Annotated in this window: 28 protein-coding genes; 11 read left to right on the top strand and 17 right to left on the bottom strand. The window is 60.8% G+C overall.

The genetic code is table 11. The features are described 5' to 3' along the window. Window positions 1-8 precede the first annotated feature (8 nt). The 3 genes from VWY60_RS05600 to VWY60_RS05590 all read right to left on the bottom strand — a co-directional run bounded on the left by VWY60_RS05600 (window position 9) and on the right by VWY60_RS05590 (window position 2379). A complete protein-coding gene (locus tag VWY60_RS05600; protein ID WP_416539987.1) occupies window positions 9-701 on the bottom strand; it encodes a response regulator in 693 nt (230 codons plus the stop codon). Window positions 702-1030: 329 nt separating this feature from the next. Next, on the bottom strand, window positions 1031-1402 hold the full coding sequence (locus tag VWY60_RS05595) for a hypothetical protein (RefSeq protein ID WP_416539986.1): 372 nt from the start codon (window positions 1400-1402) through the stop codon (window positions 1031-1033). Window positions 1403-1524: 122 nt separating this feature from the next. Then, window positions 1525-2379, bottom strand: coding sequence for a LysR family transcriptional regulator (locus tag VWY60_RS05590; protein WP_416539985.1), 855 nt, complete (start codon window positions 2377-2379; stop codon window positions 1525-1527). A gap of 112 nt (window positions 2380-2491) precedes the next feature. On the opposite strand from VWY60_RS05590, the gene VWY60_RS05585 reads away from it, so the two are divergent. Together VWY60_RS05585 and VWY60_RS05580 are read left to right on the top strand one after the other, a co-directional pair. Next, window positions 2492-3637 carry a TauD/TfdA family dioxygenase gene (locus VWY60_RS05585; RefSeq protein ID WP_416539984.1) on the top strand — a complete coding sequence of 382 codons (1146 nt, stop codon included), beginning with the start codon at window positions 2492-2494 and terminating at the stop codon, window positions 3635-3637. Further along, the gene (locus tag VWY60_RS05580; protein ID WP_416536638.1) at window positions 3634-4254 is read left to right on the top strand and encodes an HD domain-containing protein; all 621 of its coding nucleotides are present in this window, start codon (window positions 3634-3636) and stop codon (window positions 4252-4254) included. Before VWY60_RS05585 ends, VWY60_RS05580 begins: the two co-directional genes overlap by 4 nt. Window positions 4255-4384: 130 nt before the next feature. On the opposite strand, the gene VWY60_RS05575 is transcribed toward VWY60_RS05580, so the two are convergent. From VWY60_RS05575 to VWY60_RS05545, 7 genes are all read right to left on the bottom strand, one after another. Continuing rightward, a complete protein-coding gene (locus tag VWY60_RS05575) occupies window positions 4385-5530 on the bottom strand; it encodes an iron-containing alcohol dehydrogenase (protein WP_416539983.1) in 1146 nt (381 codons plus the stop codon). A gap of 93 nt (window positions 5531-5623) precedes the next feature. Then, a complete protein-coding gene (locus VWY60_RS05570) occupies window positions 5624-7006 on the bottom strand; it encodes an aldehyde dehydrogenase family protein (protein WP_416539982.1) in 1383 nt (460 codons plus the stop codon). A gap of 80 nt (window positions 7007-7086) precedes the next feature. Next, on the bottom strand, window positions 7087-8439 hold the full coding sequence (locus VWY60_RS05565) for a glutamine synthetase family protein (RefSeq protein ID WP_340547385.1): 1353 nt from the start codon (window positions 8437-8439) through the stop codon (window positions 7087-7089). A 115-nt stretch (window positions 8440-8554) separates the two neighbouring features. Beyond that, window positions 8555-9589, bottom strand: coding sequence for a TRAP transporter substrate-binding protein (locus VWY60_RS05560; RefSeq protein WP_340547384.1), 1035 nt, complete (start codon window positions 9587-9589; stop codon window positions 8555-8557). A 51-nt stretch (window positions 9590-9640) separates the two neighbouring features. Next, the gene (locus tag VWY60_RS05555; RefSeq protein WP_340547383.1) at window positions 9641-11143 is read right to left on the bottom strand and encodes a TRAP transporter large permease; all 1503 of its coding nucleotides are present in this window, start codon (window positions 11141-11143) and stop codon (window positions 9641-9643) included. Continuing rightward, window positions 11143-11739, bottom strand: a complete 597-nt coding sequence (locus VWY60_RS05550) for a TRAP transporter small permease subunit (protein WP_340547382.1) — start codon at window positions 11737-11739, stop codon at window positions 11143-11145. The genes VWY60_RS05555 and VWY60_RS05550 overlap by 1 nt, the downstream gene beginning before the upstream one ends. Next, entirely contained in the window at window positions 11732-12541 is an 810-nt protein-coding gene (locus tag VWY60_RS05545; protein WP_340547381.1) for an N-formylglutamate amidohydrolase, read from the bottom strand. The genes VWY60_RS05550 and VWY60_RS05545 overlap by 8 nt, the downstream gene beginning before the upstream one ends. A gap of 150 nt (window positions 12542-12691) precedes the next feature. Between VWY60_RS05545 and VWY60_RS05540 the strand changes: the two genes are divergently transcribed. Beyond that, the gene (locus tag VWY60_RS05540; protein WP_340547380.1) at window positions 12692-13564 is read left to right on the top strand and encodes a MurR/RpiR family transcriptional regulator; all 873 of its coding nucleotides are present in this window, start codon (window positions 12692-12694) and stop codon (window positions 13562-13564) included. 105 nt (window positions 13565-13669) lie between these two features. Here the strand turns inward: VWY60_RS05540 and VWY60_RS05535 are convergent, their stop codons facing one another. After that, window positions 13670-13984, bottom strand: coding sequence for a hypothetical protein (locus VWY60_RS05535; protein WP_340547379.1), 315 nt, complete (start codon window positions 13982-13984; stop codon window positions 13670-13672). A 119-nt stretch (window positions 13985-14103) separates the two neighbouring features. Between VWY60_RS05535 and VWY60_RS05530 the strand changes: the two genes are divergently transcribed. Continuing rightward, the gene (locus tag VWY60_RS05530) at window positions 14104-14268 is read left to right on the top strand and encodes a DUF1328 domain-containing protein (RefSeq protein WP_340547378.1); all 165 of its coding nucleotides are present in this window, start codon (window positions 14104-14106) and stop codon (window positions 14266-14268) included. A 192-nt stretch (window positions 14269-14460) separates the two neighbouring features. Next, entirely contained in the window at window positions 14461-14958 is a 498-nt protein-coding gene (locus VWY60_RS05525; protein ID WP_340547377.1) for a Dps family protein, read from the top strand. A gap of 185 nt (window positions 14959-15143) precedes the next feature. On the opposite strand, the gene VWY60_RS05520 is transcribed toward VWY60_RS05525, so the two are convergent. Then, complete coding sequence (locus VWY60_RS05520) at window positions 15144-15959, bottom strand: response regulator (RefSeq protein ID WP_340547376.1); 816 nt, start codon at window positions 15957-15959, stop codon at window positions 15144-15146. Window positions 15960-16055: 96 nt separating this feature from the next. On the opposite strand from VWY60_RS05520, the gene VWY60_RS05515 reads away from it, so the two are divergent. Genes VWY60_RS05515 through VWY60_RS05500 form a run of 4 tightly spaced genes read left to right on the top strand, consistent with a single transcriptional unit; the run spans window position 16056 to window position 20097 of the window. Next, window positions 16056-16247 carry a NepR family anti-sigma factor gene (locus VWY60_RS05515; RefSeq protein ID WP_340547375.1) on the top strand — a complete coding sequence of 64 codons (192 nt, stop codon included), beginning with the start codon at window positions 16056-16058 and terminating at the stop codon, window positions 16245-16247. Continuing rightward, window positions 16247-16792, top strand: coding sequence for an RNA polymerase sigma factor (locus VWY60_RS05510; RefSeq protein WP_340547374.1), 546 nt, complete (start codon window positions 16247-16249; stop codon window positions 16790-16792). The genes VWY60_RS05515 and VWY60_RS05510 overlap by 1 nt, the downstream gene beginning before the upstream one ends. A 1-nt stretch (window position 16793) precedes the next feature. After that, window positions 16794-18572, top strand: coding sequence for a sensor histidine kinase (locus tag VWY60_RS05505; RefSeq protein ID WP_416592470.1), 1779 nt, complete (start codon window positions 16794-16796; stop codon window positions 18570-18572). Next, on the top strand, window positions 18547-20097 hold the full coding sequence (locus VWY60_RS05500; protein ID WP_416540018.1) for a phospholipase D family protein: 1551 nt from the start codon (window positions 18547-18549) through the stop codon (window positions 20095-20097). The genes VWY60_RS05505 and VWY60_RS05500 overlap by 26 nt, the downstream gene beginning before the upstream one ends. 62 nt (window positions 20098-20159) lie before the next feature. On the opposite strand, the gene VWY60_RS05495 is transcribed toward VWY60_RS05500, so the two are convergent. The 4 genes from VWY60_RS05495 to VWY60_RS05480 all read right to left on the bottom strand — a co-directional run bounded on the left by VWY60_RS05495 (window position 20160) and on the right by VWY60_RS05480 (window position 22930). Further along, entirely contained in the window at window positions 20160-21182 is a 1023-nt protein-coding gene (locus VWY60_RS05495) for an AI-2E family transporter (protein WP_416539980.1), read from the bottom strand. A 62-nt stretch (window positions 21183-21244) separates the two neighbouring features. Beyond that, a complete protein-coding gene (locus VWY60_RS05490; RefSeq protein WP_416539979.1) occupies window positions 21245-21997 on the bottom strand; it encodes a hypothetical protein in 753 nt (250 codons plus the stop codon). Then, window positions 21990-22400: a phage holin family protein gene (locus VWY60_RS05485; RefSeq protein ID WP_340547369.1), complete on the bottom strand. Its 411-nt coding sequence runs from the start codon at window positions 22398-22400 to the stop codon at window positions 21990-21992. The genes VWY60_RS05490 and VWY60_RS05485 overlap by 8 nt, the downstream gene beginning before the upstream one ends. Then, window positions 22400-22930 (bottom strand): hypothetical protein, encoded by a 531-nt coding sequence (locus VWY60_RS05480; RefSeq protein ID WP_416539978.1) that lies wholly within the window; start codon window positions 22928-22930, stop codon window positions 22400-22402. The genes VWY60_RS05485 and VWY60_RS05480 overlap by 1 nt, the downstream gene beginning before the upstream one ends. A gap of 263 nt (window positions 22931-23193) precedes the next feature. On the opposite strand from VWY60_RS05480, the gene VWY60_RS05475 reads away from it, so the two are divergent. Further along, entirely contained in the window at window positions 23194-23391 is a 198-nt protein-coding gene (locus VWY60_RS05475; RefSeq protein WP_340547367.1) for a CsbD family protein, read from the top strand. 107 nt (window positions 23392-23498) lie between these two features. Beyond that, the gene (locus tag VWY60_RS05470; protein WP_416539977.1) at window positions 23499-24008 is read left to right on the top strand and encodes a pyridoxamine 5'-phosphate oxidase family protein; all 510 of its coding nucleotides are present in this window, start codon (window positions 23499-23501) and stop codon (window positions 24006-24008) included. 91 nt (window positions 24009-24099) lie between these two features. On the opposite strand, the gene VWY60_RS05465 is transcribed toward VWY60_RS05470, so the two are convergent. Then, window positions 24100-24285, bottom strand: a complete 186-nt coding sequence (locus VWY60_RS05465; RefSeq protein WP_340547365.1) for a PLD nuclease N-terminal domain-containing protein — start codon at window positions 24283-24285, stop codon at window positions 24100-24102. Between the last annotated feature and the right edge of the window lie 13 nt (window positions 24286-24298).

The raw sequence follows: 24298 nt of genomic DNA, 5'->3' as shown, positions 1-24298 counted from the left end.
TGATCCACCTAGTGGCGAACTTCGTTGAAACTATTGCTGTAGTGTTCGATCTCGTCGAAGAACCGCCAGATGTTCAGGCAATGGGTTTCGATCTCATCCAGCGCCTCAGGGGAGGGGGTCAGGCCCTGATTGTGGCAGCCGCGAATAAAGGAGATCTGACGGTACATGCGCCGCAGTTTGGGTTGCAGCTCGCTGATGCAGCCTTCAGCCATGCCACGGATCACATTACGGGTTGCTTCCTGCACCTCGGCTTTCATGGCCGGGCTGGAGAAGGTTTCAGCGATGGAATTGTAGATCACACCATGAAGTTTTTCAGCCGTCAGATTGCCCTTGCCGATGTAGTCGACACAGCCGGCGCGGATCGAACTGACAACCGCTTCTGTATCTTCACGACCGGAAATCATGACCACCGGGACCTCCGCGGTCTCCAGTTGCTGTTTGACCACGGCGACGGCATCCAGCCCCGAGGCGTCGCGCAGCTGATGGTCAATCAGGCAGAGGTCGACGATATTCTCGTCCAGTGCTCTTTCAAAGTCCTTGATATCCGAACAGGTGATCACATTCACAGATCTGTCCGCTTGGGCAATCAGCCTTCGCATCCGTGTTCTGTCAAATTCACTGTCATCCAGCACCAGGACACATAGGTTGCCGGAGGGCAGTGTCGCGTGGTTGGTTTGTGTCGTAACCTCAGTACCATTCATGATAACGCCCTTTCCAAAGACTGGCCTGAGACTGTCATTTTGCCGCTAACAAATGATTAATATGCCCGCCTAGTGTCGTTAAGACTTTAACCAGACAGCTATGAGTTGAGCGCGCGCCTGCCCTGAATGCGGCCGATTCATGAGCTGTTAAGGGTGTTTTTGGTGGTTTTCTATGAGGAACAGGCTCAATGCCCACAAGATGTCGGGTAATCAACAGAAGATATTTTATCTATGAAATACTGTTGGCCAACTGTCTGACCAGGTCTCAGGTTGGGCCGCCATCTTGCGGCCCATACCGATACTTGCGTGGTTATCGTGCCTGACAGGTGTCAGATCATCAGGCCGACGAGACCGGACAGGGTGACGGGGACAAACAGGAACCCCTGGGGAATATCCTTGTAGCGCTGGCCGTTCAGAACCGGCAAGGCCAGCCCCCAGAGGGCATATGAGGCGGACAGAGCGGTGGCGATGATCGCGGCGACGACTGGCCCGTTCAGCAGCGCAGGCCATAAAAAGAGCGCAGCCACCGCAGCGAGGTTAATGCTCACCAGATGCCAGCAGTAGTAGTTTACATATCGTACCTCGGCAGACAGCTCGCGCGCGTTCAGCAGGGGGCGTGCAACGCTCTTACCACCGGCGAAGATGTGCAACAGCGTGTTCGCGACCATCAGGCCTCCTGCTGCCAGTAACCACATGTTCATGGGCGTCAATGCTCCTAATTGGGTTTGCATGAATGGATGCAGCTAAGCACCGGCCCCCATCAATGGCCCATAAGACAGATTGCCATTGCGACAATTCGCGTGGCCCAATCGTTTGTCGCGGCTCACTGCATGATGCGTGTCAGCTCGCTCCATTGCGTGTGGGTTACCGCGTCTTTTCCGGCGATCATCCAATAGGTGGCATGGTGTTTCAGCCGGTTCCGATCAAGGCGAACCAGCCGCCCCTCGGCCAGGGGCACGCGGCACAGGGGAAGCGAACCTAGCAGAACGCCGGCCCCGGCCTGTGCCGCGCCAAGTGCCGACAGGAATGTGTCAAAACGCAGATGCGGTACTGGCGTTGTCCCGCCGCCGTGGCGGGCAACCCAATCGGGCCAGCCCGGGCGTGGACCGGAACAGGCAATGCGGGGCCAGTCGGTCCAGTCCTGCGCAGCCTTGATCAGAGCGGGCGCCGCCATCGGCGCGATTTCCTCGGAATAGAGCGGCAGCTTATAGGGGTGGGGCCAGTCCCCGGCGCCGTAGCGAATGCGCAGCACATCATCCTCGGGCGCGTCATGGGCGCCCAGCACCATGGTCTGGATTGCAAGCTGACCACCCGAAATCTCGCTCAGGGCTGCCAGCCTTGGCGTGAGCCACAGATCAATGACCGACTGGCTGGCGGAGATCGTCAGCTGGCGCCGCCCGGTGCCGAACAGCGCCTCTGAGCTGTCGCGCATCGTGTCCAGCGCCGACTGGATATGGGGCAGCCAGGCCTCGCCCTCTACAGTCAGGGAAATGGCACGAGGGTGACGGTGGAACAGCGCCACCCCCAGCCGTTTCTCCAGCTGGGCGATGCGCTGCGAGATGGCGGATTGGGTGATCCCGGTTTCGCCTGCGGCTGCGGTAAAGCTGCCGCAGCGCGCCGCCGCTTCAAAGGCGCGGATCCATTCCAGCGGGGGCAGGGTTGAGCGCTGTTTTTGCATTAGCTGACCTTGGCCTAAGTGCAGAAATTCCTAATTTGAGATTATCCAGGACCGGTGGCAACATACAGGCAAAAGTCATCTTCCGCATTGCGGACCCTTTCTTGAGGACATCATGCCATCAGTTACCGTTGCCCCAGCGGGCGATTATCTCACCCTGTCTCTCGGGACGTCTGAACTGCGGTTCCACGCGATCTGGCTGCGCGACAATGCGGGCGATCCCGAGACCCGTGCGACGGCCAATGGTCAGCGTCTGATCGCCCTGCGCGATATTCCGGCCGACACGGCAATTGCGGAGGCGACGCTTGATGGCGGCCACCTCCGGGTGCGGTTCGTCCCGGAAGAGAAGACCGTGGATTACGATCTGTCCTGGCTTGGGGATCATGCCTATGACCGGGCGCGTCAGGACGCGCGCGGCTGGCTCGCGGAGGGGGTCGAGCCCTGGGACGCGGGGTTGATGGCGGCCGTGCCCACCGGGGATTTTGCCGCGCTGCAAGCCGGTGGTGCGGCGTTGGGCGATTGGCTTGGCGCGGTGACACGCTACGGGTTTGGCAAAATCGTCAACGGTCCGGTTGAGGACGGTGCACTGTTCCGGGTTGTGGATCTTTTTGGTCATGTCCGGGAGACCAACTATGGGCGTCACTTTGAGGTCCGTACCGAGGTGAATCCGACCAATCTGGCCTTTACCGGGCTTGGCTTGCAGGCCCATACCGACAACCCCTATCGCGATCCCGTGCCGACGATCCAGGTGCTCTACTGTCTCGAAAGCTCGGCTGCCGGCGGCGAGAACATGGTGGTTGACGGCTTTGCCGCGGCGCTGCGGCTCAAGGCCGAAAACGAAGCCTATTTCAACGTTCTGGCCGAGCATTGCGCGCGCTTTGAATATGCTGGCGAAGCCGCGGTTTGCCTGACCTCGCGCCGTCCGATGATCGAGCTGGCGCCGGATGGCGAGCTGATTGCTGTGCGTTTCAACAATCGCTCCCTTGCGGCGGTTCAGGATGTCCCCTTCGACAAAATGGCGCTCTATTATGCGGCCTATCGCCGGTTCGGCGAGATTATCGACGACACGGCAATGGAGGTGACCTTTCGCCTGAACCCCGGTGAGGCATTTGTGGTCGACAACACCCGTGTCCTTCATGCGCGCAAGGGCTATTCCGGCGAAGGAACGCGGTGGTTGCAGGGCTGCTATGCCGACAAGGACGGGCTGCGCTCTGCCTATGAGGCCCGGCGGCGTCAGGCCCTGGGGGAGGCGGCGGAATGACCAGCCGCAAACCGCAGCCAGCGCCGCATCGCCCGCCTGAGACACTCGACCGCGACACAATCGTTGCGTTCCTCGGCTCCATCTTCGATCGCCGCGGCGGTGAGGAATATCTGGGCGAGCCGGTGACCATGGGAGAGCATATGCTGCAGGGCGCCACAATCGCCGAAGAGAATGGCCAGCCGGAGGAAATCATCGTCGGCGCCCTCCTGCATGATATCGGTCATTTCACATCGGAGTTTGGCACCTATCACCCCGATGATACCGAAGACCGCCACCATGAGGACGCCGGGGCCGAGGTGCTGGAGCGCTTCTTTCCCAGCGTGATCACCGATTGCTGTCGCTACCACGTTGCTGCGAAACGCTATCTCTGTGCGACGAAGCCCGAGTATTTTAAACGCCTTTCGCCTGCCTCGGTCCATACGCTGGAGCTGCAGGGGGGACCGATGACCGCGCAGGAAGTGGTGGAGTTCGAGGCCAATCCGAACCTCAAGGAGATCATCGCGGTGCGCTATCTGGACGAGGCGGGCAAGCGTGAGGGGATGAAGACGCCCGATTTCTGGCACTTTGCCCCGATGGTGCAGCGCATGGTCGATCGGCACTGCGGCGCGGCGAAATAGGGACCGACCCGGATCATTGCGAATAAAAATGCGGCCCCTCTCAAGCAGAGAGGGGCCGCAATCACGACACCTGAGCCAGACGTCAGACAGCTCGGTCCGGGCTCAGTATTCTGTGGCCCTCAACCGGAGATCACATCGCGTCCTTGAATAGCTGCGTAAGATTGGCTTCATCCAGAACGACAGGGTTGCCGCCGCAGGAGGGGTCGATCAGGGCGCCTCGGACCAGCTCGGGGATGGCGTCTTCGGTGACGCCGAGGTCCGCGAGGCCACGTGGGATACCGAGACTGTCGTTCAGCTCCTGCACATAGGCGCAGAAACCGTCAAAGCCGCAGTCGATGCCCAGATAGGCAGCTGCGGTGTTGAACCGCTCGCGGATTTCCGGCGCGTTGAAGGCCAGAACCGCAGGCATGCAGACCGCATTGGTGGTGCCGTGGTGGGTGTTGAACACTGCGCCGATCGGGTGGCTCATGGCGTGGATCGCGCCGAGGCCTTTCTGGAAGGCGGTGGCCCCCATGGCCGCAGCCGACATCATCTGCGCGCGCGCCTCGATATCGGTACCATCGGCATAGGCGCGCGGCAGGAAATCCTTTATCAGGCGCATGCCTTCCAGCGCGATGCCCTGCGACATCGGGTGGTAATGCGGGCTGGAGAACGCCTCGACGCAATGGGCAAAGGCATCCAGCCCGGTGCCTGCGGTGATGAACTTCGGCATGCCCACGGTCAGCTCGGGATCACAGATCACCACGGTTGGCAGCACCTTGGGGTGGAAGATGATCTTTTTCTGATGGGTCACACTGTCGGTGATCACAGAGGCGCGGCCGACCTCGGAGCCGGTGCCTGCGGTGGTCGGCACGGCGATGATTGGCGCGATTGCATCGGCATCGGCGCGGGTCCACCAGTCGCCGATGTCTTCAAAATCCCAAACCGGTCGGGTCTGGCCGCACATGAAGGCGACCATCTTGCCCAGATCGAGGCCAGAGCCGCCGCCAAAAGCGATAACCCCGTCATGGCCGCCCGCCTTGTAGGCGGCAACACCGGCTTCGAGGTTCTTCTCGTTCGGGTTTGGGTCAACCTCGCAGAACATCGCCCGGCCAAGGCCCGCGGCCTCCAGGATGTCGAGGGTGGCTTGGGTGACAGGCAGTTCGGCCAGGCCTTTGTCGGTGACCAGCAGAGGTTTCTTCATGCCGACAGCAGCGCAGGCGTCCGCCAGTTCCTTGATCCGACCTGCGCCGAATTTGATTGCGGTCGGGTAGGACCAGTTTCCAACAAGAGTCATAGGTGTGTTCCTGTGATGAAGCCGGGGAGGGGGCGCTGCCCCCGCTTGCCCTGCGGCAAGCCCCCCGGAGTATTTTTGGAAAGATGACGGGGCTCAGCCCGTGACTTTTTTCAGGTGATAGGATTTCGGGCGGGTGAGGTTATGGAAGCCGATGATCGACAGACCCCCACCGCGGCCGGTGTTCTTGCAGCCGGTCCAGCACAGGCCCGGATCCAGATAATCGGCGCGGTTCATAAACACGGTGCCGGTTTCGATCTGATCGCCAACACGCGCGGCGCGCTCGACATCGCGGGTCCAGAGCGACGCGGTGAGGCCAAATTCGCTGTCATTCATCAGCGCAATCGCCTCCTCGTCAGAGGTGACTTTCATGATGCCCACGACAGGGCCAAAGCTCTCGTCGCGCATCACCCGCATGTCATGAGTCACATTGGTCAGGATCTGCGGTGTGAGATAGGCACCGCCGTCATCCTCGGCGAAGGGCGCGATATGGGCGACAGCACCCGCCGCTACCGCCTCGGCGATCTGGTCGCGCACCTCCTGTGCAAAGCGCACATTGGCCATCGGGCCAATGGTGGTTTCTGCCTCCAGCGGATTGCCCAGCTTGTAGCCTTTCACGATGGCTACGGCCTTCTCGACAAAGGCGTCGTAAAGGCTCTCATGGACATAGATCCGCTCGATGCCGCAGCAGCACTGGCCTGCGTTGAACATGGCGCCATCGATCAGCGTGTCCACCGCCGCGTCCAGATCTGCGTCGTCCATCACATAGCCCGGATCCTTGCCGCCCAGCTCGGTGCCGACGCCGGTAAAGGTGCCGGCCGCTGCGCGCTCCATCGCCTGACCGCCACCGACGGAGCCTGTGAAGTTCACGAAGTCAAATGCCTTTGAGGCAATTAGCGAGGATGTGGTGTCATGGTCGAGGAATACATTCTGGAACACATCTGCCGGAACGCCCGCCGACTGGAAGGCCTGCGCCATGCGCTCGCCCACCAGAAGCGTCTGGGTGGCATGTTTCAGCACCACGGTATTGCCCGCAATCAGCGCAGGCGCCACGGTGTTGATTGCGGTCATATAGGGGTAGTTCCAGGGCGCGACCACCAACACAACCCCATGGGGCACGCGCTTGATGTAGCGTTTGAAGGTGGCGTCCTCTCCAACCTCGATATCCGCAAGCGACTCTGCCGCAATCGCGGCCATGTGGCTGGCACGTTCGTTGAAGCCGCCAAACTCGCCGCCATAGCGCACCGGGCGCCCCATCATGTGGGCCAGCTCCGGCACGATCTCGTCATTCATGGCCCCCACGGCGGCGACGCCGGCCATCACCAGGTCAATCCGCTCCTGCAGGGGGCGGGCGGCCCAGGCCGCCTGGGCCACACGTGCTGCCTTGGCACGCTCTGCTGCGGCCTCCGGCGACAGCGTCTCGCGCTCGGCATAGACTGATCCGTCGATCGGTGAAATACATTTCAGGGTCTGGCCCATGGTCTTCCTCATGTGGTTTGACGGGGGCCACGCCCCCATCGTCATCTTTCCAAAAATACTCTCGCCGAAGGCTGCGCGTCTCAGACGCGCTCAAACCCGCGGGCAATCTCGTAGTCGGTCACGATCCGCTCGAAATCCTCGATCTCAACTTCCGCCGCACGGACATAGTGGTCAACCACCGCATCGCCCATGGTGGCCCGCAACATGGCCGAGCTTTTGAGTGCCGCCGCCGCCTCACGCAGCGTGCCGGGGATCATGCCGGTGTCGCCCTGATAGACATCGCCCTTGGTGGGGGCCTGCAGCTCAAGCCCTTCCTCGATGCCTGCAATACCCGCCGCCAGCATGCCGGCGATCGCGAGATAGGGGTTCATGTCCGAGCCGGGTATCCGGCATTCCACGCGGATTGCCTTGCTGCCGACACCGCAGAGGCGATAGCCTGCGGTGCGGTTGTCCACCGACCAGATGATACGGGTCGGGGCAAAGGTGCCCTTCATGAAGCGTTTGTAGCTGTTGATATAGGGCGCCATGAAGGCGGTGTAATCCGGCGCGTATTTCAGCAGACCCGCCATGTAGGCCTTCATCAGCGATGACATGCCCAGCGCGTCGCTCTCGTCATAGAAGGCAGGTTTGCCGTCCTGCCACAGCGACTGGTGGACATGGGAGGAGGAGCCGACCTTCTCGTGATGCCATTTCGGCAGGAAGGTGACGGCATGGCCCTGCTGCTGGGCGATCTCTTTCACCGCATGTTTGGCAATGGTGTGATATTCAGCCGTATCCATCGCGGCGGCATATTTGATGTTCAGCTCTTCCTGACCGGTCTCGGCCTCGCCCTTGGAATTCTCGATCGGCAGCCCTGCATCCCACAGGTGGTTGCGGATCGGGCGCAGGATATGTTCCTCACGCGAGGTCTGCAGGATGCTGTAGTCCTCATTGTAGCCCGAGATCGGCTGCAGATCGCGGAAACCGGATTTGCGGATTTCGTCAAAGCTCTTCTCGAACAGGAAGAATTCCAGCTCGGTGGCGCACATCGCGTCAAAACCCATCTCTTTGAGACGGTTCACCTGACGTTTCAGGATGGCGCGGGGAGAATGGGGGACTTCCTCATGGCTGTGGTGATCCAGCACATCACAGAGCACCATCACCGTGCCAGCCAGCCAGGGCACCGGGCGCAGCGTGGCCAGATCCGGCTTCATTACATAATCGCCATAGCCGTTTTCCCAGCTGGTCGAGGCATAGCCTTCCGGCGTCGCCATCGCCAGATCGGTGGCGAGGAGATAGTTGCAGCAATGGGTCTCTTCCCAGGCGCCGTTCACAAAATGCTTGGCGTGAAAGCGTTTGCCCATCAGCCGACCCTGCATGTCCACAAGGCACACAAGAACTGTATCAACGGTGCCGTCGGCAACCTGGTCTTTGAGCGTATCGAAGGAGAGCATGAGCAGCCCTTTGTGTTCTGAGGCCACAACTTTCTGACTAAAAAAGTTGAGCAAATTCCTTGGGAAGGAATTTGGCCCACCGCACGCGGGCCAAATTCGGTTTTCTGTGGCAGCCTTAGCCGTAGCGATAGGGGCGGCCGGCCTTCTGCATGTCGGCGTTGTACTTCTTGATGATCTCGACAACGCGCGCTTTGGTCGGGCTTTCGGCGGCGATTTCGTCCCAGAATTTGACGGCGGCGTCTTCGACCTGCTGCCATTCGTTGTCCGGAATCGTGGTCAGTTTCATCTTGTCGCCGTTCACGCGCAAGGAGGCTTCGCCACCCCAGTACCACCACTGGCGATAATAATGCGACTGATCACAGCAGACACGGAACAGGGTCTGCAGATCCTCGGGCAGCTCGTTCCAGCGGCCCTGGTTGGCAAAGAAGGAGCCAGCCCAGGCGCCGGAGATGTTGTTGGTCAGGAAGTAGTTGGTCACATCCGCCCAGCCGACGGTGTAATCCTCGGTGATGCCGGACCAGGCGATGCCGTCCAGCTCGCCAGTCTGCATGGCAACTTCGATGTCTTCCCACGGCAGGGTGACCGGCACCACGCCGAACTGGCTCAGGAAACGGCCGGCGGTCGGGAAGGTGAAGACGCGTTTCCCATTGAGGTCGGCCAGCGAGTTGATCGGATCCTTGGTGGCGAAATGGCAGGGGTCCCAGGCGCCTGCCGAGATATGCTTGACGCCGACCTTGGAGTATTCCTCGTCCCAGATCTCGTTCAGACCATATTGGTTGAACAGCACAGGCACATCGAGCGAGTAGCGCGAGGCGAAGGGGAAATAGCCGCCAAAGACAGTGACTTCGGTGGGCGAGGCCATCGAGTCGTCATCCGACTGCACCGCGTCGATCGTGCCGCGCTGCATGGCGCGGAACAGCTCGCCGGTGGGGACCAGCTGGTCGGCATAGTAGAGCTCGATCTGCATGCGGTCGCCTGCGATCTTGTTGAACATGTCGATGGCGGGTTTCACCACATGCTCGGCCAGTGCCGCACCGGCATAGGTCTGCATACGCCAGGTGATTTTCGACTGAGCCAGCGCAGGTGTGGCCAGCGGTGCGGCCAGGGCGCCGACACCGGCGGTCTGTATAAACTTACGTCTTGTCGTCATGTCTCTTCTCCATGTTGAATGTCCGGCCCCCTTGCGGAGCTCTTCTGAGGGTTATTTTCCGTAAACATAGTCCGGCAGCCACAGGGCAATCTGCGGGAACATCATCACCAGGGCGAGTGCGACCACCATGACAGCGGCAAAGGGGATGATTGAGACGTAGATGTCTTTCAGCCCGATTTCCGGTGGCGCCATCGCCCGCATCAGGAACAGGTTGTAGCCAAAGGGCGGCGTCATATAGGCGATCTGGGTGGTGATGGTATAAAGCACACCGTACCAGATCAGATCGAACCCCAGCGCCCCCACAAGCGGCACATAAAGCGGCGCCACGATCACCAGCATCGCGGTGTCATCAAGGAAGGTGCCCATCACGATAAAGCTCAGCTGCATCAGGATCAGGATCATCCAGGGGCTGAGACCCAGCTGCGTGGTGAACAGATCCTCGATCGCCTTCACCGCGCCCAGACCATCAAAAATTGCGCCAAAGCCAAGCGCGGCGAGGATGATCCACATGAACATGCAGGAAATCCCCAGGGTGGAGCGCACCGACGTTTCAAACACCTCCTTGTTCATCCGACCTTTGAGAATGGCCGCGACAAAGGCGGTCATCGCACCAATGGCGGAGCTTTCCACCAGCGAGGTCCAGCCATTCACAAAGGGAACCATCATCGCGGCAAAGATCGCCAAGGGCAGCACGCCGGAGAACAGCAGGCGGTATTTTTCCTTCATGAAGACATCATGATAGAAGATCGGAACGCCTCTGGTGACAAAGGCCAGAACAGCACCGGCAAGAGCCACGCCCATCGCGGGTTTTGCCTCGATGATGCCCATCTTGACCACCAGCGGCACCAGCACCAGAAGGGCCAGAACGATGTAGTTCAGGCGCAGCGGATGATCGCTGATGCGCTCATATTCGGCGAGATCCTCGGGGCTCATGGCGGGGCCGAGTTCGGGCTGCATCCGGGCGCGCAGATAGATGTAGATGATGAACATGGCCGCCATCAACAGACCCGGAACAACACCGGCGAGCCAGAGCTGACCAACTGGCTGGCGCGCGATCATCGCATACAGCACCAGCACGACGGAGGGCGGCACCAGAATGCCGAGGGAGGATCCGGCCTGAATGGTGCCGGTGACCAGCGTCTTGTCATAGCCACGGCGCAAAAGCTCGGGCAGGGCGATGGTGGCGCCGATGGCCATACCAGCCACGGACAGACCGTTCATCGCCGAGATCAGGACCATCAGACCAATGGTACCAATCGCCAGCCCGCCTTTGACCGGTCCCATCCACACGTGAAACATCCGGTAGAGATCATCTGCGATCTTCGATTCCGACAGCACGTACCCCATGAAGATGAACATTGGCAGCGTGAGCAGAGGATACCATTTCATCAGCTTCATGGCCGCGGAGAAGGGGATTTCACTGCCGCCAGTGCCCCAGAGCAGCAGACCGGCCACAGCGCCGACGAAACCGATTGCGCCAAACACACGCTGACCGGTCATCAGCATCAGCATCATGCCGGCAAACATCATAATGGCGATGAGTTCATAGGACATTAGAAGTCGTCTCCGCGAAGGCGTCCGAGATCACGGAACAATTCAGCAAGGCATTGCAGCAGCATCAGAAAGACGCCGAAACAGAGGATGGTTTTGATCGGCCACATGAAGGGGCGCCAGGCGGTGGAGCTGCGTTCCAGATAGCCGAGTTTGGCGCTGGCGGCATCGACGCCTTCGCTCACAAGGATTGTCAGCAGCTCTCCGAAGAACTGAAACGGCTCCAGCCCGAAATACCCCAGCGAATAGGCGGTGGAGCTGACGGCGCCATAAAACAGGATCCCCAGGTAGAACATCAGGAACAGCACGGTGACGGCATCGACCATGGCCTTGGTCTTGAGCGACCATGCGCCATAGAACAGATCCATCCGTACATTGCTGCCCATCTGGATCGAGTAGGGACCGCCCAGAATATAGTAGGCGACCATGACAAACTGCGCGGTCTCCAGCGTCCAGAGTGACGGGTTGAAAAAGGTCTTTGACACCGAGGACCACAGAAGCACCCCAACCAGCACAAAGATCAGATACATGGCGAAACGGCCAATCACGCGGTTCATCGCGTCGATGGCGCGTACATAGCTCTTGATGGCACTAGGCATTGGCTGCCTCCTTACTGGTCAGCGCGCTCAGGGCCGGGCGCAGCAGACACAGCAATTCGTCTGTCATGGCGGCTTCCTGTTCCGGGGTCTGCAACAGATCGTTACGCACTTCGATCATCACATTGGCCAAACCATTGTTCTGACCATGCAGCACCAGCGAATGTGTGACACCGTCCTGCGGGCCATAGGGCGCGTTGCGCTCGATCTGGCGGTCGGGCAGGGCCGGGGCGGCCTCCAGCATCGCATCGGCCAAGCGGCTGTCCGCATCGTGCAGGATGCCGATTTCGACGCTGCGCGGGGTGCCGTAAAAGATCGGGGTAAAGCTGTGGACCGTCACCAGCATCGTCTCGCGGCCTGCGGCCCTGCGATCAGCGATCACCTGCGCCACGGCCGCGCAGAAAGGGGTGTAGACGCTGTCGACCCGTTCGGCCCGCGCCGCCGCATCCAGATCACGGTTGCCGGGGACTTCGATCAGTTCCGATTTCGCGGGCATGGCACTGGCAGCTTCGGGCGGGCGGTTGCAGTCATAGACCAGCCGCGACACCCGGCTTGCTACCAGCGGCGCGTCCAGAGCCACCGATAGACCCTTGGCCACCGCCAATGCGCCGGGATCCCAGGCGGCATGGCTGGCGCGGTCATCCTCCGACAGGCCAAGCCCCTCATACCGCGCCGGAATGTGGTTGCTGGCATGTTCGCACAGCACCAGCACATCGCCGGTGCCCGCTGCATTCCAGATCTCTACTGCCTCATTGGGCAGTTCCGGTGCGGCGGCAGATGGAGCGTTGGAATCGCTCAGTGACATTGGGCACTCCCTGATTTTGGAAAAATGTTTTCACGTACGACTTTTTGTGTCAATATATTTTCAGCATCAGTTTGATCCCCTCGTGTCGGGGATGGCCCTGTCTTTGGGGTAGTGCATAAATTGTAGGCAAACCAGAGGGATAGCCGGACAGTGACAAAACCGCCCGCCACCGTGCGCGAACTCATCCGGGAGCAATATGCAACCCTGACCCAGGCAGAGCGCAAATTCGCAAATGCCCTGCTGGCCAATTATCCGGCGGCTGGTCTGGCCTCTATCACCATTGTTGCCGCCAATGCCGATGTGTCGACACCCACCGTGGCGCGCATGGTGCAGAAGCTTGGTTTCAAAGGATATCCGCAGTTCCATCAGGCCCTGCTGAAAGAGCTGGAGGCAAAGGGATCCGGTCCGACCCAGCGCCGGGCCAACTGGGCGTCGGAGGCGCCGGAGGGGCATCTTCTAAACAGATTTGCACAGGCGGTGACCGACAACCTCAGCCAGACCTTTTCCAACGTCGATTCAGAGCAGTTCGATGCGGCGGTCCGGCAGCTGGCCGATACTGAGGGTCGGCTCTATGTGGTTGGCGGGCGCATCACCCGTGCGCTTGCGGATTATGCCTTCACGCATTTTCAGGCCATTCGCCAGCGGGTCACACATATGACCTCCTCCTCGGCGACCTGGCCGCATTACGTGCTGGATATGGTGGAAGGCGACACGCTGCTGATGTTCGACGTACGCCGCTATGAGACCAACCTGCAACGGCTGGCCGAACTGGCTTCGGAACGGGGGGTGCGGGTGATCTTGATCACCGACCAATGGTCCAGCCCTATCGGATCTGTGGCGGCGCATACCTTCAATTGCTGGGTGGAAATCCCCTCGGCCTGGGACTCGAACATCTCAACCATGATGCTGCTGGAGGCGATGATCTCGGCCGCACAGGAGGAGCGCTGGGACGAGACGCGCGCGCGCTACGAGAAACTCGATACAATCTTCGACACCACGCGGCTGTTTCGCAAATTCACCTGAATCCCCTCGCAGCGGTGGTTGTTCATAGTCAGAGAAACGTGTCCAACAGATACAAAAAAGGGAGGCCGCTGGCCTCCCTTTTTTGTATCTCGGAATTTAAGTGTTTCAGTAGCGGTTGCGGACCGCAAGGCCGATCAGAACGCCCAGCCCCAGCGCGCCAGCTACGGCAAGCGCCGGATTCTTCTTCACGAATTCCTCACTCTGGGAGGCAAGCTCATTAACGGTCTGGGACGCGGTTTTTGCACCCTCGGTCGCCATCTCACGGACCGCCTGAGCATTGCGTACCGCCATATCCTCCAGCTGTTCGCCAACCTCTTTGGCTTTTGCCGCAATCGGCTGGGACGCCTCTGTCAGGGTGTCCTGCTTGCGTCGCGCAGCGGTCGATTTCTTCGGTTCAGTCTGTGTCTGAGTTGCAGCCATGATGAAGTCTCCTTTCCACCACTCAACGTGCGCCGAGCCGCGAAAGTTCCATGGAACCATCGCCGCGCGGTCTGAGTTGGGACGGTATCACAGCACGACATGATATGAAGGAGAGGACCATGCTCTACTGGGCTTTGCTATTCTTTGTTGTCGCAGTCATCGCTGGCCTCTTCGGCTTTGGCGGTGTGGCGTCTGCCTCTGCCGGGATCGCGCAGATTTTGTTCTTCGTGTTCCTTGTACTCTTTGCCATCGCCATGGTGGTTCGGGTGGTAAAGGGCAGATAGCGTGGAGACGACAATGCGAAAGCGATAAGGGGCGGATGCTGTGGCGTCCGCCCATTTTCGTTGCCCATCTGTCCCCGGCGCCTGCGCGCCTGACATCGGTGAGAAGGTCTGACACCGGCGAGAAATATGGGAACCTCTGTCAGGAGCACACGTTGGGGTGGTGAGACCGACATAGACAAAGGAGATGATGAGATGAGCGAAGCGCTTTCAGTTGTGCCCAGCCGTGATGACGTTAGCACCGGTGTCCGTGACACCTCGGTGATCGCCAGCGGGCTGGCCGATGTGCTGGCCGATACCTATCGCCTCGTGTTCAAGACCCATGCCTATCACTGGAACGTCGAAGGGCCGGCCTTCTACTCGGTCCATAAGCTGACCGAAGAGCAGTATGAGAATATGTTTGCAGCGACCGACGAGCTGGCGGAACGGATCCGCGCGCTGGGGCATCTGGCGCCGTCGAGCCTTGCCGATATCGTCAGCCGTTCGAAGCTTGAAGACAAAACCGGCTCGCTGACGGCTGCGGATATGGTTGAGGATCTCGCTCATTGCCATGAACGTGTCGCGCACCGCCTTCATGCGCTGGCCGAGCTGGCGGGCGATCGCAAGGATATCGTTACCGAGGATCTGGCGACGGCGCGCTCCGCCTTTCACGAGCAGGCCGCCTGGATGCTGCGCGCCATCGCCAAAGGCTGAGGCCTGACGAGAGCTTAGGCGCCGCCTGACAGGGTGATCCGGCACGAGAGACGCGCGCGGCGGTGATCCCGGCGCGGCGGCGATCTCAAGCGAAAGAGCGGAAAACATCCGCAACTGCCGTCCAGACACAAAAATAGCCGCCTGATCACAGGCGGCTATTTGATCAAAACAGGTTTGCGCCTGGTTTAGGCCTTCAACGTCTCGGTCGAGGAGAAGAACATCGCCTGGCTGACCGCCGAGCGAACCTGATCCTCGGTATAGGGCTTCGAGATCAGGAAGGCAGGTTCCGGCCCTTCGCCGGTTAGCAGCCTTTCGGGGAAGGCAGTGATAAAGATCACGGGGCAGTCAAAATGATTTTCAAGGATCTTGTTCACCGCATCAATGCCGCTGGAGTTATCCGCAAGCTGGATATCCGACAGGATCAGATCCGGTGTCTCCTCCCTTGCGAGTTTCAGCGCGGCATCTTCAGTCCGGGCAATGCCGGTCACCCGATGTCCCATTTCGCTGACGATCCCTTCAAGATCCATCGAAATGATCGCCTCATCCTCGATGATCATGATGCGACCCGATGTGGATTTCGACATCTCCTGATAGGCGATCTTCACCAGCTCACTTGCTTCATCGGCGCCGATTTCCATGATCTGCGCCACCTCTGCGGTGCTGAAATCCTCAATCGTGTGAAGCAGAAGCGCCTCGCGGGTATTCGGGGTAAGCGCACGCAGATGCTTCTGCGCCTGGGTCTCCAGCCCGCTGTCGGGCATATCCAGCTCAACCGGGGCACCGCTGGAACTCCAGATAACATGGAAAGCGCGGAACAAAGCCACCTTTGCTTTCAGCTCAGCCTCATAGCGGTCCGGCTCGGCCAGGATCGCCTCCAGAGTTGCAAGGGCATAGGTGTCACCGCTGGTCTGGCTACCTGTCAGCGCCCGCGCATAACGGCGCAGGAACGGCAGGTTAGACCCGATCTGATTAGCAAGAATTTCTCCTGTCGGGGCGGTCATTTGATATGTCCCTTTTTTTCTGAATACATATGGAACCATACGTCTGGTCACTGCGTTTGGTTCCAGAGTGTGCGTAAAAAAATATAGTTGGATCGTATGGAAAAGCACAAGGCAACAGAAAAACGCGGCGACGCGATCGAGCGAGAGATCGACAGCAACCTGAAAAAGGCGTTTGATACGCTTGCGTCGGAGCCTATCCCCGACCGGTTCGCAAATCTTCTCGACCAGTTGAAAGCCAAGGGCGCAGCGCCGATCGAAAGCGCCAATCGTGATGAGGATGACTCCTGATGGGCGATCCCAGAGACGAGCTGGTGGACCACCTTGGTGCCATGCGTGCGTTTGCCATCAGTCTGACCCGGAATACGGCCATGGCCGATGATCTGGTGCAGGATACCTTGGTGAAAGCCTGGACCAATATCGACAAATTCGAGGAAGGCTCCAATATGCGGGCCTGGCTCTTTACGATCCTGCGCAACACGTATTACTCTCTACGCCGTAAACGCCGCCGCGAGGTGGAGGACGGCGATGGCGTCCTGTCCGAGCAGCTTTCGCAGAAACCTGATCATGACGGGCGCCTGAACATGCGCGATTTCAACAAAGCTTTCGAACAGCTGAACGATGAACAGCGCGAGGCGCTGATCCTGGTTGGCGCCGGCGGGTTCTCTTATGAGGAGGCCGCAGAAACCTGCGGCGTCAAGGTCGGCACGATCAAGAGCCGGGTGAACAGAGGCCGGGCGCGGTTGGCCGAGCTGATGAATCTGAGCGAAAACGAGCCGCTGGAGCTGACCGACACCGTAACTGCAGGCATCGTGTCGCAGCAAAGCGTGGCCTGATATGAAACTGGGGCGGGCACTGGCTGGCGGGCTGTTTTTTCGGCTCGCCGCTCTCATGACCTTGGCATTGCTGCCATTGGGCATGATTGCCATCTATCAGACCTACACGGTGATAGATGAGGCCGCGCGCCTGTCCCGGATGGCCATTCTTGCCCGCACCGAACGGGCCGCCATGGGAGAGCGGGAGCTGTTGCAACGCACCAGCGGCGCCGCTGACGCCCTGGCGGCGGCCACCCTGCCGCTGCGCAATCAGCCCGCAGCCTGCAATCTCGCCCTGGCCGCCTTTGTCAAAGCGCAGCCGACCTATTCCTTTGCGGGCCTTGTCACGCCCGAGGGGCAGCCGGTCTGCAGTTCCAAGGATGTGGGCGCCGCGATCGCCGAAACAGCATTTTTTGCAAAAGCGGTCGCGCGCGGCGCGCTGACCTATGGGGTGGGGCGCAGCCTTGATGGAAATGGGGATTTCGAACTCTCATTGACAGCGCCGGTTCGCGAAGGTGGCGAAATCGTCGGCTATCTGACCCTCGCCATTCCGAAAAGATTGACCAGCGCGTTTTTCACCGAGAGCTGGCAGCTGGAAGGCATCCGTTTTGCCACAATTGATCGGGACGGCGATATCCTGTCCTCTTCGGAGCCGCTGCCTCAGGCCGGGTTGATGCTGCCCCAGACACCCGCGCAGTCGGATCTGATCAGGCGGTCTGGCGACACGTTCTTTGCAACGTCAAAATCCCAGGAAGAACGGTTCTTCGCGGTGAGCGACATCGTTCCGGGCCAGGTCGCCGTTGTGGGAAGCTGGCCAGCTGCACAGGCGCAGATGGCAACAGGCATGGGCGGCTGGGCCTTCACCCTGGCCTTTCCGGTGTTGATGTGGCTCGCAGGCATGGTCGTCGGCGTATTTGGCCTACATCGTCTTGTTATCCGCCATCTCAGTGACCTGCGCGCAGCCATGCGGCGCTATGCACTAGGCGAGCGGAAACAGGCCCAGCTGGATCTGCTGAACCCGCCGCGCGAATTTGCCGAGGCCCAGCAGTCGTTCAACCGCATGGTGATGATCCTCAGCAAGGCCGAAGAACGCCGGGAGATCGACCTGCGCGAGAAAACCGTGCTCCTGCGCGAGGTGCATCACCGGGTAAAGAACAACCTCCAGCTCATCGCCTCGATCATGAACATGCAGGCAAGATCGGCGCGCTCGGACGAGGCGCGCAACGTGCTTGCCCAGCTTCAGCGCCGGGTGCGTGGGCTGGCGGCGATTCACCGGTCCCTGAACACCAATCCAGATGTCACCACCGTGGATGCGGCCGAGCTTATTACGGCTCTGGCCAAGGAGATTGCCTCCCTGTCGCATGGGCGCGATGGCGCTGTCGCCATCGAAACAGATCTGGCCTCGGTCCAGCTTAATCAGGACGATGCGGTGAATCTGTCGATGCTGGTGGCCGAAACGCTGACCAATGCTGTCAGATTTGCGGGTGTAGACGGCGACGGGCGACGCGTTGTTGGTGTCTCCTTTGCAGAACAGGAAGGCGGCTACTGTCGTCTTACCATCCGCAACGCGCTGGACCCGCAGAACGGGGCCGAAAGCGAAGAGCGCCAGTTCACCAGCGGGCTCGGCGCCCGGCTTATCAAGGCCTTCGTCGCACAGCTCGAGGGTGAGGCCAAGACGACGGAAACAGAAACAGAATTTACCTATGAGGTCGTCTTTCCGCATAGCGACGACACGGCGGCACAGGGGCTTGCGGAAAAAAGGGGTGCGAACGACAATGCCGACCTGCGAAACACAGGATGACGCGGCGACGGATCCAGAGGTCTTTGAGGTTCTGGTGACCGCTGCCGAGGCATGGCCTGCGTTTGAGCGGGCGGTGCTCAGCGCCAAAACAGAGGTGCGTGCCAGTTTCCGTATCTTCGACTTCTCTACCGCATTGCTGAGCGACGAGGCGCGCGCCATCGGCGAGACATGGGCGGATCTGGTCGAACATGTGGTTGCCCGAGGTGTCCATTTTCATCTGGTTGTCAGCGATTTCGACCCGGTGATGGGCCAGGAGCTGCATCAGAAAACCAAACGCACCGTGGCGCAGGCGCAGGAAATCGCCGTGCGCCTCGCGCGCCGCGCGACCGATGATCCGGTCGGTGACCTTCATGTCGAGGGCGCGCTGCATCCGGCGCGGGCAGGTCTGTTGCCACGGTTGGCGTTTGGCCCGTTCATCAAGATGAAGAAGAACAAGATCTCGGACCGCAGGCCAACCGGACCAGCAGGCGCCACCGGGTTCCCCAGGCGTGGCCTGTCCGATACCCCCGACGATGGTCTTCTTCCCGAAGTGCGCCCGGTCACCCACCATCAGAAACTGGCGGTGATCGACGAAACCCTACTCTATGTCGGCGGGCTGGATCTCAACGAGCGCCGCCGCGATACGCTGGAGCATGATGAGCCGTCACAGCAGACCTGGGCGGATGTCCAGGTGCTGGTCAGCGGCCCCGAGGCCCGCGAGGCCGCGCAGCATTTGCGGCATTTTCAACGCTATGTCGCGGGCAAGGAACACCCGCCCGAAGGCAAATTGATCCGCCGGACGATTTCCGCGCCGCGTCGTTTCGGATTCTGGGCGCTGTCCCCCCGCACGGTATTGCGCGAGATCGAAGAGGATTATCTCGCCGCCTTCGAACGCGCCGAACATCTGATCTATCTCGAAACGCAGTTTCTGCGCTCCAGCGTACTGGCCGACGGGCTCGCCGCTGCCGCCAGACGCAACCCGGACCTCTCTCTTATTCTGGTGCTGCCCGCGCTGCCCGATGATGTGGCTTTTGAGGGCAACCGGGATCTGGATGCGCGCTATGGTATGGCCTTACAGGGGCAGGCGCTGGACACATTGCAAGCAGCTTTTGGCAGCCGCGCGACCATCGCCAGCCCGGTACAGCCGATCCTGGCCGATCGCGAAGCGCCCTCGGTGCTGGCAGGCTCACCGGTGATCTATGTCCACAGCAAGGTACTGATTGTTGACGATAGTTTTGCGATGGTCGGGTCTGCGAACATGAACGGGCGGTCGATGCGCTGGGACACTGAGGTGGCGCTGCGCATCACCCGCAAGGACCGCGTGGCCGAAACCTGGCGCGCGATGTGCGACCACTGGTGGGATCAGGGCCAGATGCCGGATGAGGCGCGCAGGCTGGAGACAGCGTCGGACTGGTGGCGCGCAGAAGTCGCACGCAATGGCCTGCGCCTGCCGGAGTCGCGCAACGGCTTTCTGGTGCCCCATGATCCGGACAAAATGGCCGATCTTCAGCAGCCCCTTCCGGGCGCGACCGAGGATGTGGTCTGACCCGACGGGATGACAGGGCCTGATGGCGCGCAGGCGGCAGCCCGGTGGCCCGGTGGTCTGGCTCAACTTGGCTGGGTATCGGGGCCTTGTGACCGGCGTGCCTCTGAGGAGGCGCGCAGCAACTGACCGGCCCACAGCAACGTCGGCAGCGCCACGATCGCGCCCACCGGACCCCAGATCCACAGGCCAAAGACAATCGCGAGAAACACCACCAGCGGGCTCAGATGCAGCTGATGACCGACAAAAGCCGGGGTGACAAACTGCGCCTCGATAAGGTTCAGCCCTAGGAACAATGCCGGCGGCAGCAGCGCCGCCGCACCGCCAAGCTGTGTCATCCCGACGAATGTCAGGCCGGTGATCATCATCAACGGGCCGAGATACAGGATGAAGTTCAGCAGCATGGCCGCCAGCCCCCAGATCAGCGCGCTGTCGATGCCGATCACGGCAAGGCCGATTGCGGTGGCGACGCCAAGCCCTGCGTTGACGATCGTCACAGCAGCGAAGTAGCGCGCCACCTCATGTTCCGCGCGGTAGAGCCGTTTGCCCAATGCCCCCGCAGCAGCATAGATATCCGTACGTGTCAGCACGAAGAAGAACAGCGTGCCGATGAAGATAAACACCTGCGCACCAAAGTTGGGCGCCACCCAGAGCGCATCCATCAGCGTCGGAAACCCGCTGGCCACATCCGCCTCGGCGCCGCGTGTGCCGACGGTTTGTTCAATCTCCTGGCTGATGGCTTCGATGCCGCGCAGAAGGCCGGACATCATGTAGACCCAGCTTTTGATTTCACGTTTGATTTTGGGGAGATCTTCAACAACGCCCGAGATCAGAGGCTCCAGCGACAGGAACAGCAGCACGATGATGGCGCAGGAGAACAGCAGAAGGCTGCTCGCGACGATCACGCGGGCCACGCCAATGCCCTGTAGCCGGTCGGCAATGGGTGAGACGACAATCCCCACCACCACGGCAAATATGATGGGCGCAAGGATCGGTTTGGATACATAGAGTGCAAGGCCGAGGGCAAGTGCCGTCAGAATGAGCAGCATGATGCGCGCCGCACGGTCGGACAGCATCGAATTGAGCATGGCGAATGGCCTTGTCTGAGAGAAAACCCTCCGGCCCGGTCGGGCCAGAGGGGAGGGCAGCGTCAGTTCAGAGAGGCTTCCAGCGCCTCGCGGCCTTGGCTGAGCTGGTCGTGCAGCGCGGCCTCGCCTTTGTTGGCCAGCTTGCGTAACTCCTGTTGCAGGGTGTCGCGCGCCTCAGCCATCAGGGCGTCGCGTTTGTCGCCCAGCAGTTCATCTTCCTGCCGGGTTTGCGGCAGAAGGGCCGCGACAATCGCGCCAAGACCAAAGGCGAGACCGCCGGCGACCAGTGGCTGCGCCGCGATGCCATCCTGCGACGCGCGGCTGAGCTTTGCGGCTCTGCGTTCCAGTTCTTCCTGGATCTGGATCGCGGAAAGACGTGCCTTTCGCACCTGCTTGCGCGCTTTGGGAGGCAGTTTGTCCAGCCCGTGGTCCAGCGCCGCACGCAGACGCCTGGCGCTGGGGCTTTTGCGCTGGCCCGCATCGGGGCTGGGCACGTGAGCCATCTCAGCGCTGGTCGCCGCGGCCACCGGTCCCGCCGGTTGCGCCTGTCCTTCCGGATCACGTCGCTTGCCGGCTCCCGACATTAGCAGCGCGATGCCGGTGCCGACGAGCGCCAGCGCGGCCGGGTTGGCACGCGCGGTTGACCACAGCTGCTGCGAAATCTCACCGCCATATTGCGATGCGGTTGCAGAAACTTCCGTCGCGATGCGCTCCGGCGACAGGCTCGCCGCCAATGTGTCGAGGGATTTGGACAGCGCCACGCGGTCACGGGCGATTTCGGTCTCAAGCTCGGTCAGATCGGTATCATCAGACATGGCGTGTGGTCTCCTTCAAGGTCTTGAGGTCGCGTTGCACGTTCCGCAGGCTGCGATCCGGCATAAGGGCTGAGGGTGACAGGCGGTTGACGCCCAGCATCACCAGCCCCACGGCAAGGGCGATCAACGGCCCGCCGACGATCAGCGCGGCGGTCCCGACGCTAAGGCCCATAGCGGTGATCGCGGCGACAAGCGCGGCTGCAAGGACATGCAGCCCCACAATGGCCAGCACGGCACCCACCGCGATCATCGCGATGGCAACACCAGCGCGCGACAGGTTGCGCGACAGTTCTGCCCGCGCCAGTCGCAACTCGTCCTGAACCAGCTGCGACATCTGTTTGAGCACGGTCACCAGCAGTCCCGGCGCCTGTGACGGGCTGGCAGAGGTGTTCTGATCTTCCATCAAGAAACCCTCCGCGTCGGGCTCTGCGTCATGCTGCCACGGCTGTAGTCACTGTCGCTGGCCGGGGAGCCGTCACCGGCCTCATAGGCGGCCCATGGGTCGCCTGTTGCGTCATCGGCGACGGCGCGGTCCGACGTGGCGTCCGGCGCTGTCGACTTCAGGAACCGGGTTGCGGCAAAGCCGAGAAGCGCAGCCCCCCCCAGAAACAGCATCGGGTTCTTGCGGGCAAAAGTGCCGGTATCGCGCAGTACTTTTTCCAGATCGGCTGTCCGGATGGTATCCGCAACCTGCTCCAGCCCCTGAGCCAGCTGCTGGGCGGCCTGAGCCTGAAGCGAGCCTTGCGGCAGCTCGGAAGTAGCGGCATCAGCAGCACGCGCAACGGCGGCGGCCTCACCTGCGGCTTTGCTCTGGGCCTGCTCCGCGCGTGCTCTGGCCTCGCTGCGCAGCGTCTCCTGCGCCTGTTCCGCGAGTTCCGTCGCATGTGTCTTGGCGCGCTCGATGTGGCGTGAAGTCGTGTGTTGATCGGTCATGTGCCTCTCCCGTTCTGTTTGGATGGCTTGTGATCCCAACGCGGCCTGCGACGGTTGGTTCCCGATCTCTCTGGACTTCTGTCTGTTCCAACTAGCGGTGCCCAACGCGCGATCATGAACGCCGATATGGCAGCGCCCTCTGGGACGCGGACTCCAGAGCAGTCTTCGCGATCGGCGATAGCGCACCGGCGGAGTTTTCCGGGAACCAAGCCGATACCGGCACGTTGACTAGGCGACGATACCCAAATGACAGGAGCCAAGACATGAACGAGCAACAGATCAAAGGGAACTGGGCAACCCTGAAGGGCAAATTCCATGAGGCCTATGGCGATTTGACAGATGATGATGTCGAGAAGGCCAAGGGCGACCGCGAACAGCTGCTTGGCCTGTTGCAAACGAAATATGGCAAGGCCCGCGAAGAAGCTGAGCGCGAGTTGGATAAGTTCTTCGCCTCGGTCTGACCCCTCCATCTGATGTCCTGTGGTTTGGCTGCCGGACAGGCGGCCGCAAACTGCGCGGGGTGACACTCTGACCCCGCCTATCGAATTGAGACGAAAGGAATTTTGACATGGCACGACAGACCGAAACCCAGCAGGAGGCGATCTCTCAACTGTGGCACCAGCTGGAGAAACGCCGCACTTCGATGCTGGCTGTGCGTGACAGCGACCAGCATCCGCAGCCGATGACGCATTTCGCGGATGCAGAGAATGGCGCGATCTGGTTCATCAGCTCCTCCGACAGCGATCTGGTCCGGGCAATCGGCCTTGGTGCCGACGCCCAGTTGACCCTTGTCTCTGACGGTCAGGATTACCACGCAAGCGTGCGCGGACCGCTGGAGGTCACCAATGACCCCGATAAGCTCGACGAGTTGTGGAGCTTTGCAGTCGGCGCCTGGTTTGAAAAGGGCCGTGACGACCCCAAGGTGACATTGCTCAAGATGACCCCGCGTGAAGCAGCGGTCTGGGCCTCGCAGGGCAACGCCGTTCTGGTCGGCCTGAAGCTGCTGCGCGCCAGCCTGAGCGAGACCGAGGGCCACCCGGATGTCGGCGTGCACCACGTGCTTCAGCTCAATACCTGATCGTCAGCACGTCGCGCGATCACGAAAAATGGCGCTGTCCCGTGTTGGGGCAGCGCCATTTTTTAACGTTTCAGTCTTCGGTCAGATGTGTTTATGCCTTCCGCGCGCGGGGGCCGAAGAGCAGCCAGCAGATGAAGCCAAGGATCGGCAGGATCAGCACGAAAACAACCCAGATGACTTTCTTTCCGGTGCCTGCGTTGGACCCGACAATCGACACGATTGCCCAGATGGATAGCAGCAGGACGATCAGCCCGCCGATGCCAGCATATTCTACCATATATAATCTCTCC

This window comes from Phaeobacter sp. JH20_26, from assembly GCF_048056275.1.
Taxonomy (GTDB): domain Bacteria; phylum Pseudomonadota; class Alphaproteobacteria; order Rhodobacterales; family Rhodobacteraceae; genus Phaeobacter; species Phaeobacter bryozoorum.
This window is presented reverse-complemented; position numbering and strand designations above follow the sequence as displayed.

Coding starts and splice junctions, on each gene's coding strand:
- VWY60_RS05600 (WP_416539987.1), bottom strand. CDS start 701: ATGAATGGTACTGAGGTTACGACACAAACCAACCACGCGACACTGCCC.
- VWY60_RS05595 (WP_416539986.1), bottom strand. CDS start 1,402: ATGAACATGTGGTTACTGGCAGCAGGAGGCCTGATGGTCGCGAACACG.
- VWY60_RS05590 (WP_416539985.1), bottom strand. CDS start 2,379: ATGCAAAAACAGCGCTCAACCCTGCCCCCGCTGGAATGGATCCGCGCC.
- VWY60_RS05585 (WP_416539984.1), top strand. CDS start 2,492: ATGCCATCAGTTACCGTTGCCCCAGCGGGCGATTATCTCACCCTGTCT.
- VWY60_RS05580 (WP_416536638.1), top strand. CDS start 3,634: ATGACCAGCCGCAAACCGCAGCCAGCGCCGCATCGCCCGCCTGAGACA.
- VWY60_RS05575 (WP_416539983.1), bottom strand. CDS start 5,530: ATGACTCTTGTTGGAAACTGGTCCTACCCGACCGCAATCAAATTCGGC.
- VWY60_RS05570 (WP_416539982.1), bottom strand. CDS start 7,006: ATGGGCCAGACCCTGAAATGTATTTCACCGATCGACGGATCAGTCTAT.
- VWY60_RS05565 (WP_340547385.1), bottom strand. CDS start 8,439: ATGCTCTCCTTCGATACGCTCAAAGACCAGGTTGCCGACGGCACCGTT.
- VWY60_RS05560 (WP_340547384.1), bottom strand. CDS start 9,589: ATGACGACAAGACGTAAGTTTATACAGACCGCCGGTGTCGGCGCCCTG.
- VWY60_RS05555 (WP_340547383.1), bottom strand. CDS start 11,143: ATGTCCTATGAACTCATCGCCATTATGATGTTTGCCGGCATGATGCTG.
- VWY60_RS05550 (WP_340547382.1), bottom strand. CDS start 11,739: ATGCCTAGTGCCATCAAGAGCTATGTACGCGCCATCGACGCGATGAAC.
- VWY60_RS05545 (WP_340547381.1), bottom strand. CDS start 12,541: ATGTCACTGAGCGATTCCAACGCTCCATCTGCCGCCGCACCGGAACTG.
- VWY60_RS05535 (WP_340547379.1), bottom strand. CDS start 13,984: ATGGCTGCAACTCAGACACAGACTGAACCGAAGAAATCGACCGCTGCG.
- VWY60_RS05530 (WP_340547378.1), top strand. CDS start 14,104: ATGCTCTACTGGGCTTTGCTATTCTTTGTTGTCGCAGTCATCGCTGGC.
- VWY60_RS05525 (WP_340547377.1), top strand. CDS start 14,461: ATGAGCGAAGCGCTTTCAGTTGTGCCCAGCCGTGATGACGTTAGCACC.
- VWY60_RS05520 (WP_340547376.1), bottom strand. CDS start 15,959: ATGACCGCCCCGACAGGAGAAATTCTTGCTAATCAGATCGGGTCTAAC.
- VWY60_RS05515 (WP_340547375.1), top strand. CDS start 16,056: ATGGAAAAGCACAAGGCAACAGAAAAACGCGGCGACGCGATCGAGCGA.
- VWY60_RS05510 (WP_340547374.1), top strand. CDS start 16,247: ATGGGCGATCCCAGAGACGAGCTGGTGGACCACCTTGGTGCCATGCGT.
- VWY60_RS05505 (WP_416592470.1), top strand. CDS start 16,794: ATGAAACTGGGGCGGGCACTGGCTGGCGGGCTGTTTTTTCGGCTCGCC.
- VWY60_RS05500 (WP_416540018.1), top strand. CDS start 18,547: ATGCCGACCTGCGAAACACAGGATGACGCGGCGACGGATCCAGAGGTC.
- VWY60_RS05495 (WP_416539980.1), bottom strand. CDS start 21,182: ATGCTCAATTCGATGCTGTCCGACCGTGCGGCGCGCATCATGCTGCTC.
- VWY60_RS05490 (WP_416539979.1), bottom strand. CDS start 21,997: ATGTCTGATGATACCGATCTGACCGAGCTTGAGACCGAAATCGCCCGT.
- VWY60_RS05485 (WP_340547369.1), bottom strand. CDS start 22,400: ATGGAAGATCAGAACACCTCTGCCAGCCCGTCACAGGCGCCGGGACTG.
- VWY60_RS05480 (WP_416539978.1), bottom strand. CDS start 22,930: ATGACCGATCAACACACGACTTCACGCCACATCGAGCGCGCCAAGACA.
- VWY60_RS05475 (WP_340547367.1), top strand. CDS start 23,194: ATGAACGAGCAACAGATCAAAGGGAACTGGGCAACCCTGAAGGGCAAA.
- VWY60_RS05470 (WP_416539977.1), top strand. CDS start 23,499: ATGGCACGACAGACCGAAACCCAGCAGGAGGCGATCTCTCAACTGTGG.
- VWY60_RS05465 (WP_340547365.1), bottom strand. CDS start 24,285: ATGGTAGAATATGCTGGCATCGGCGGGCTGATCGTCCTGCTGCTATCC.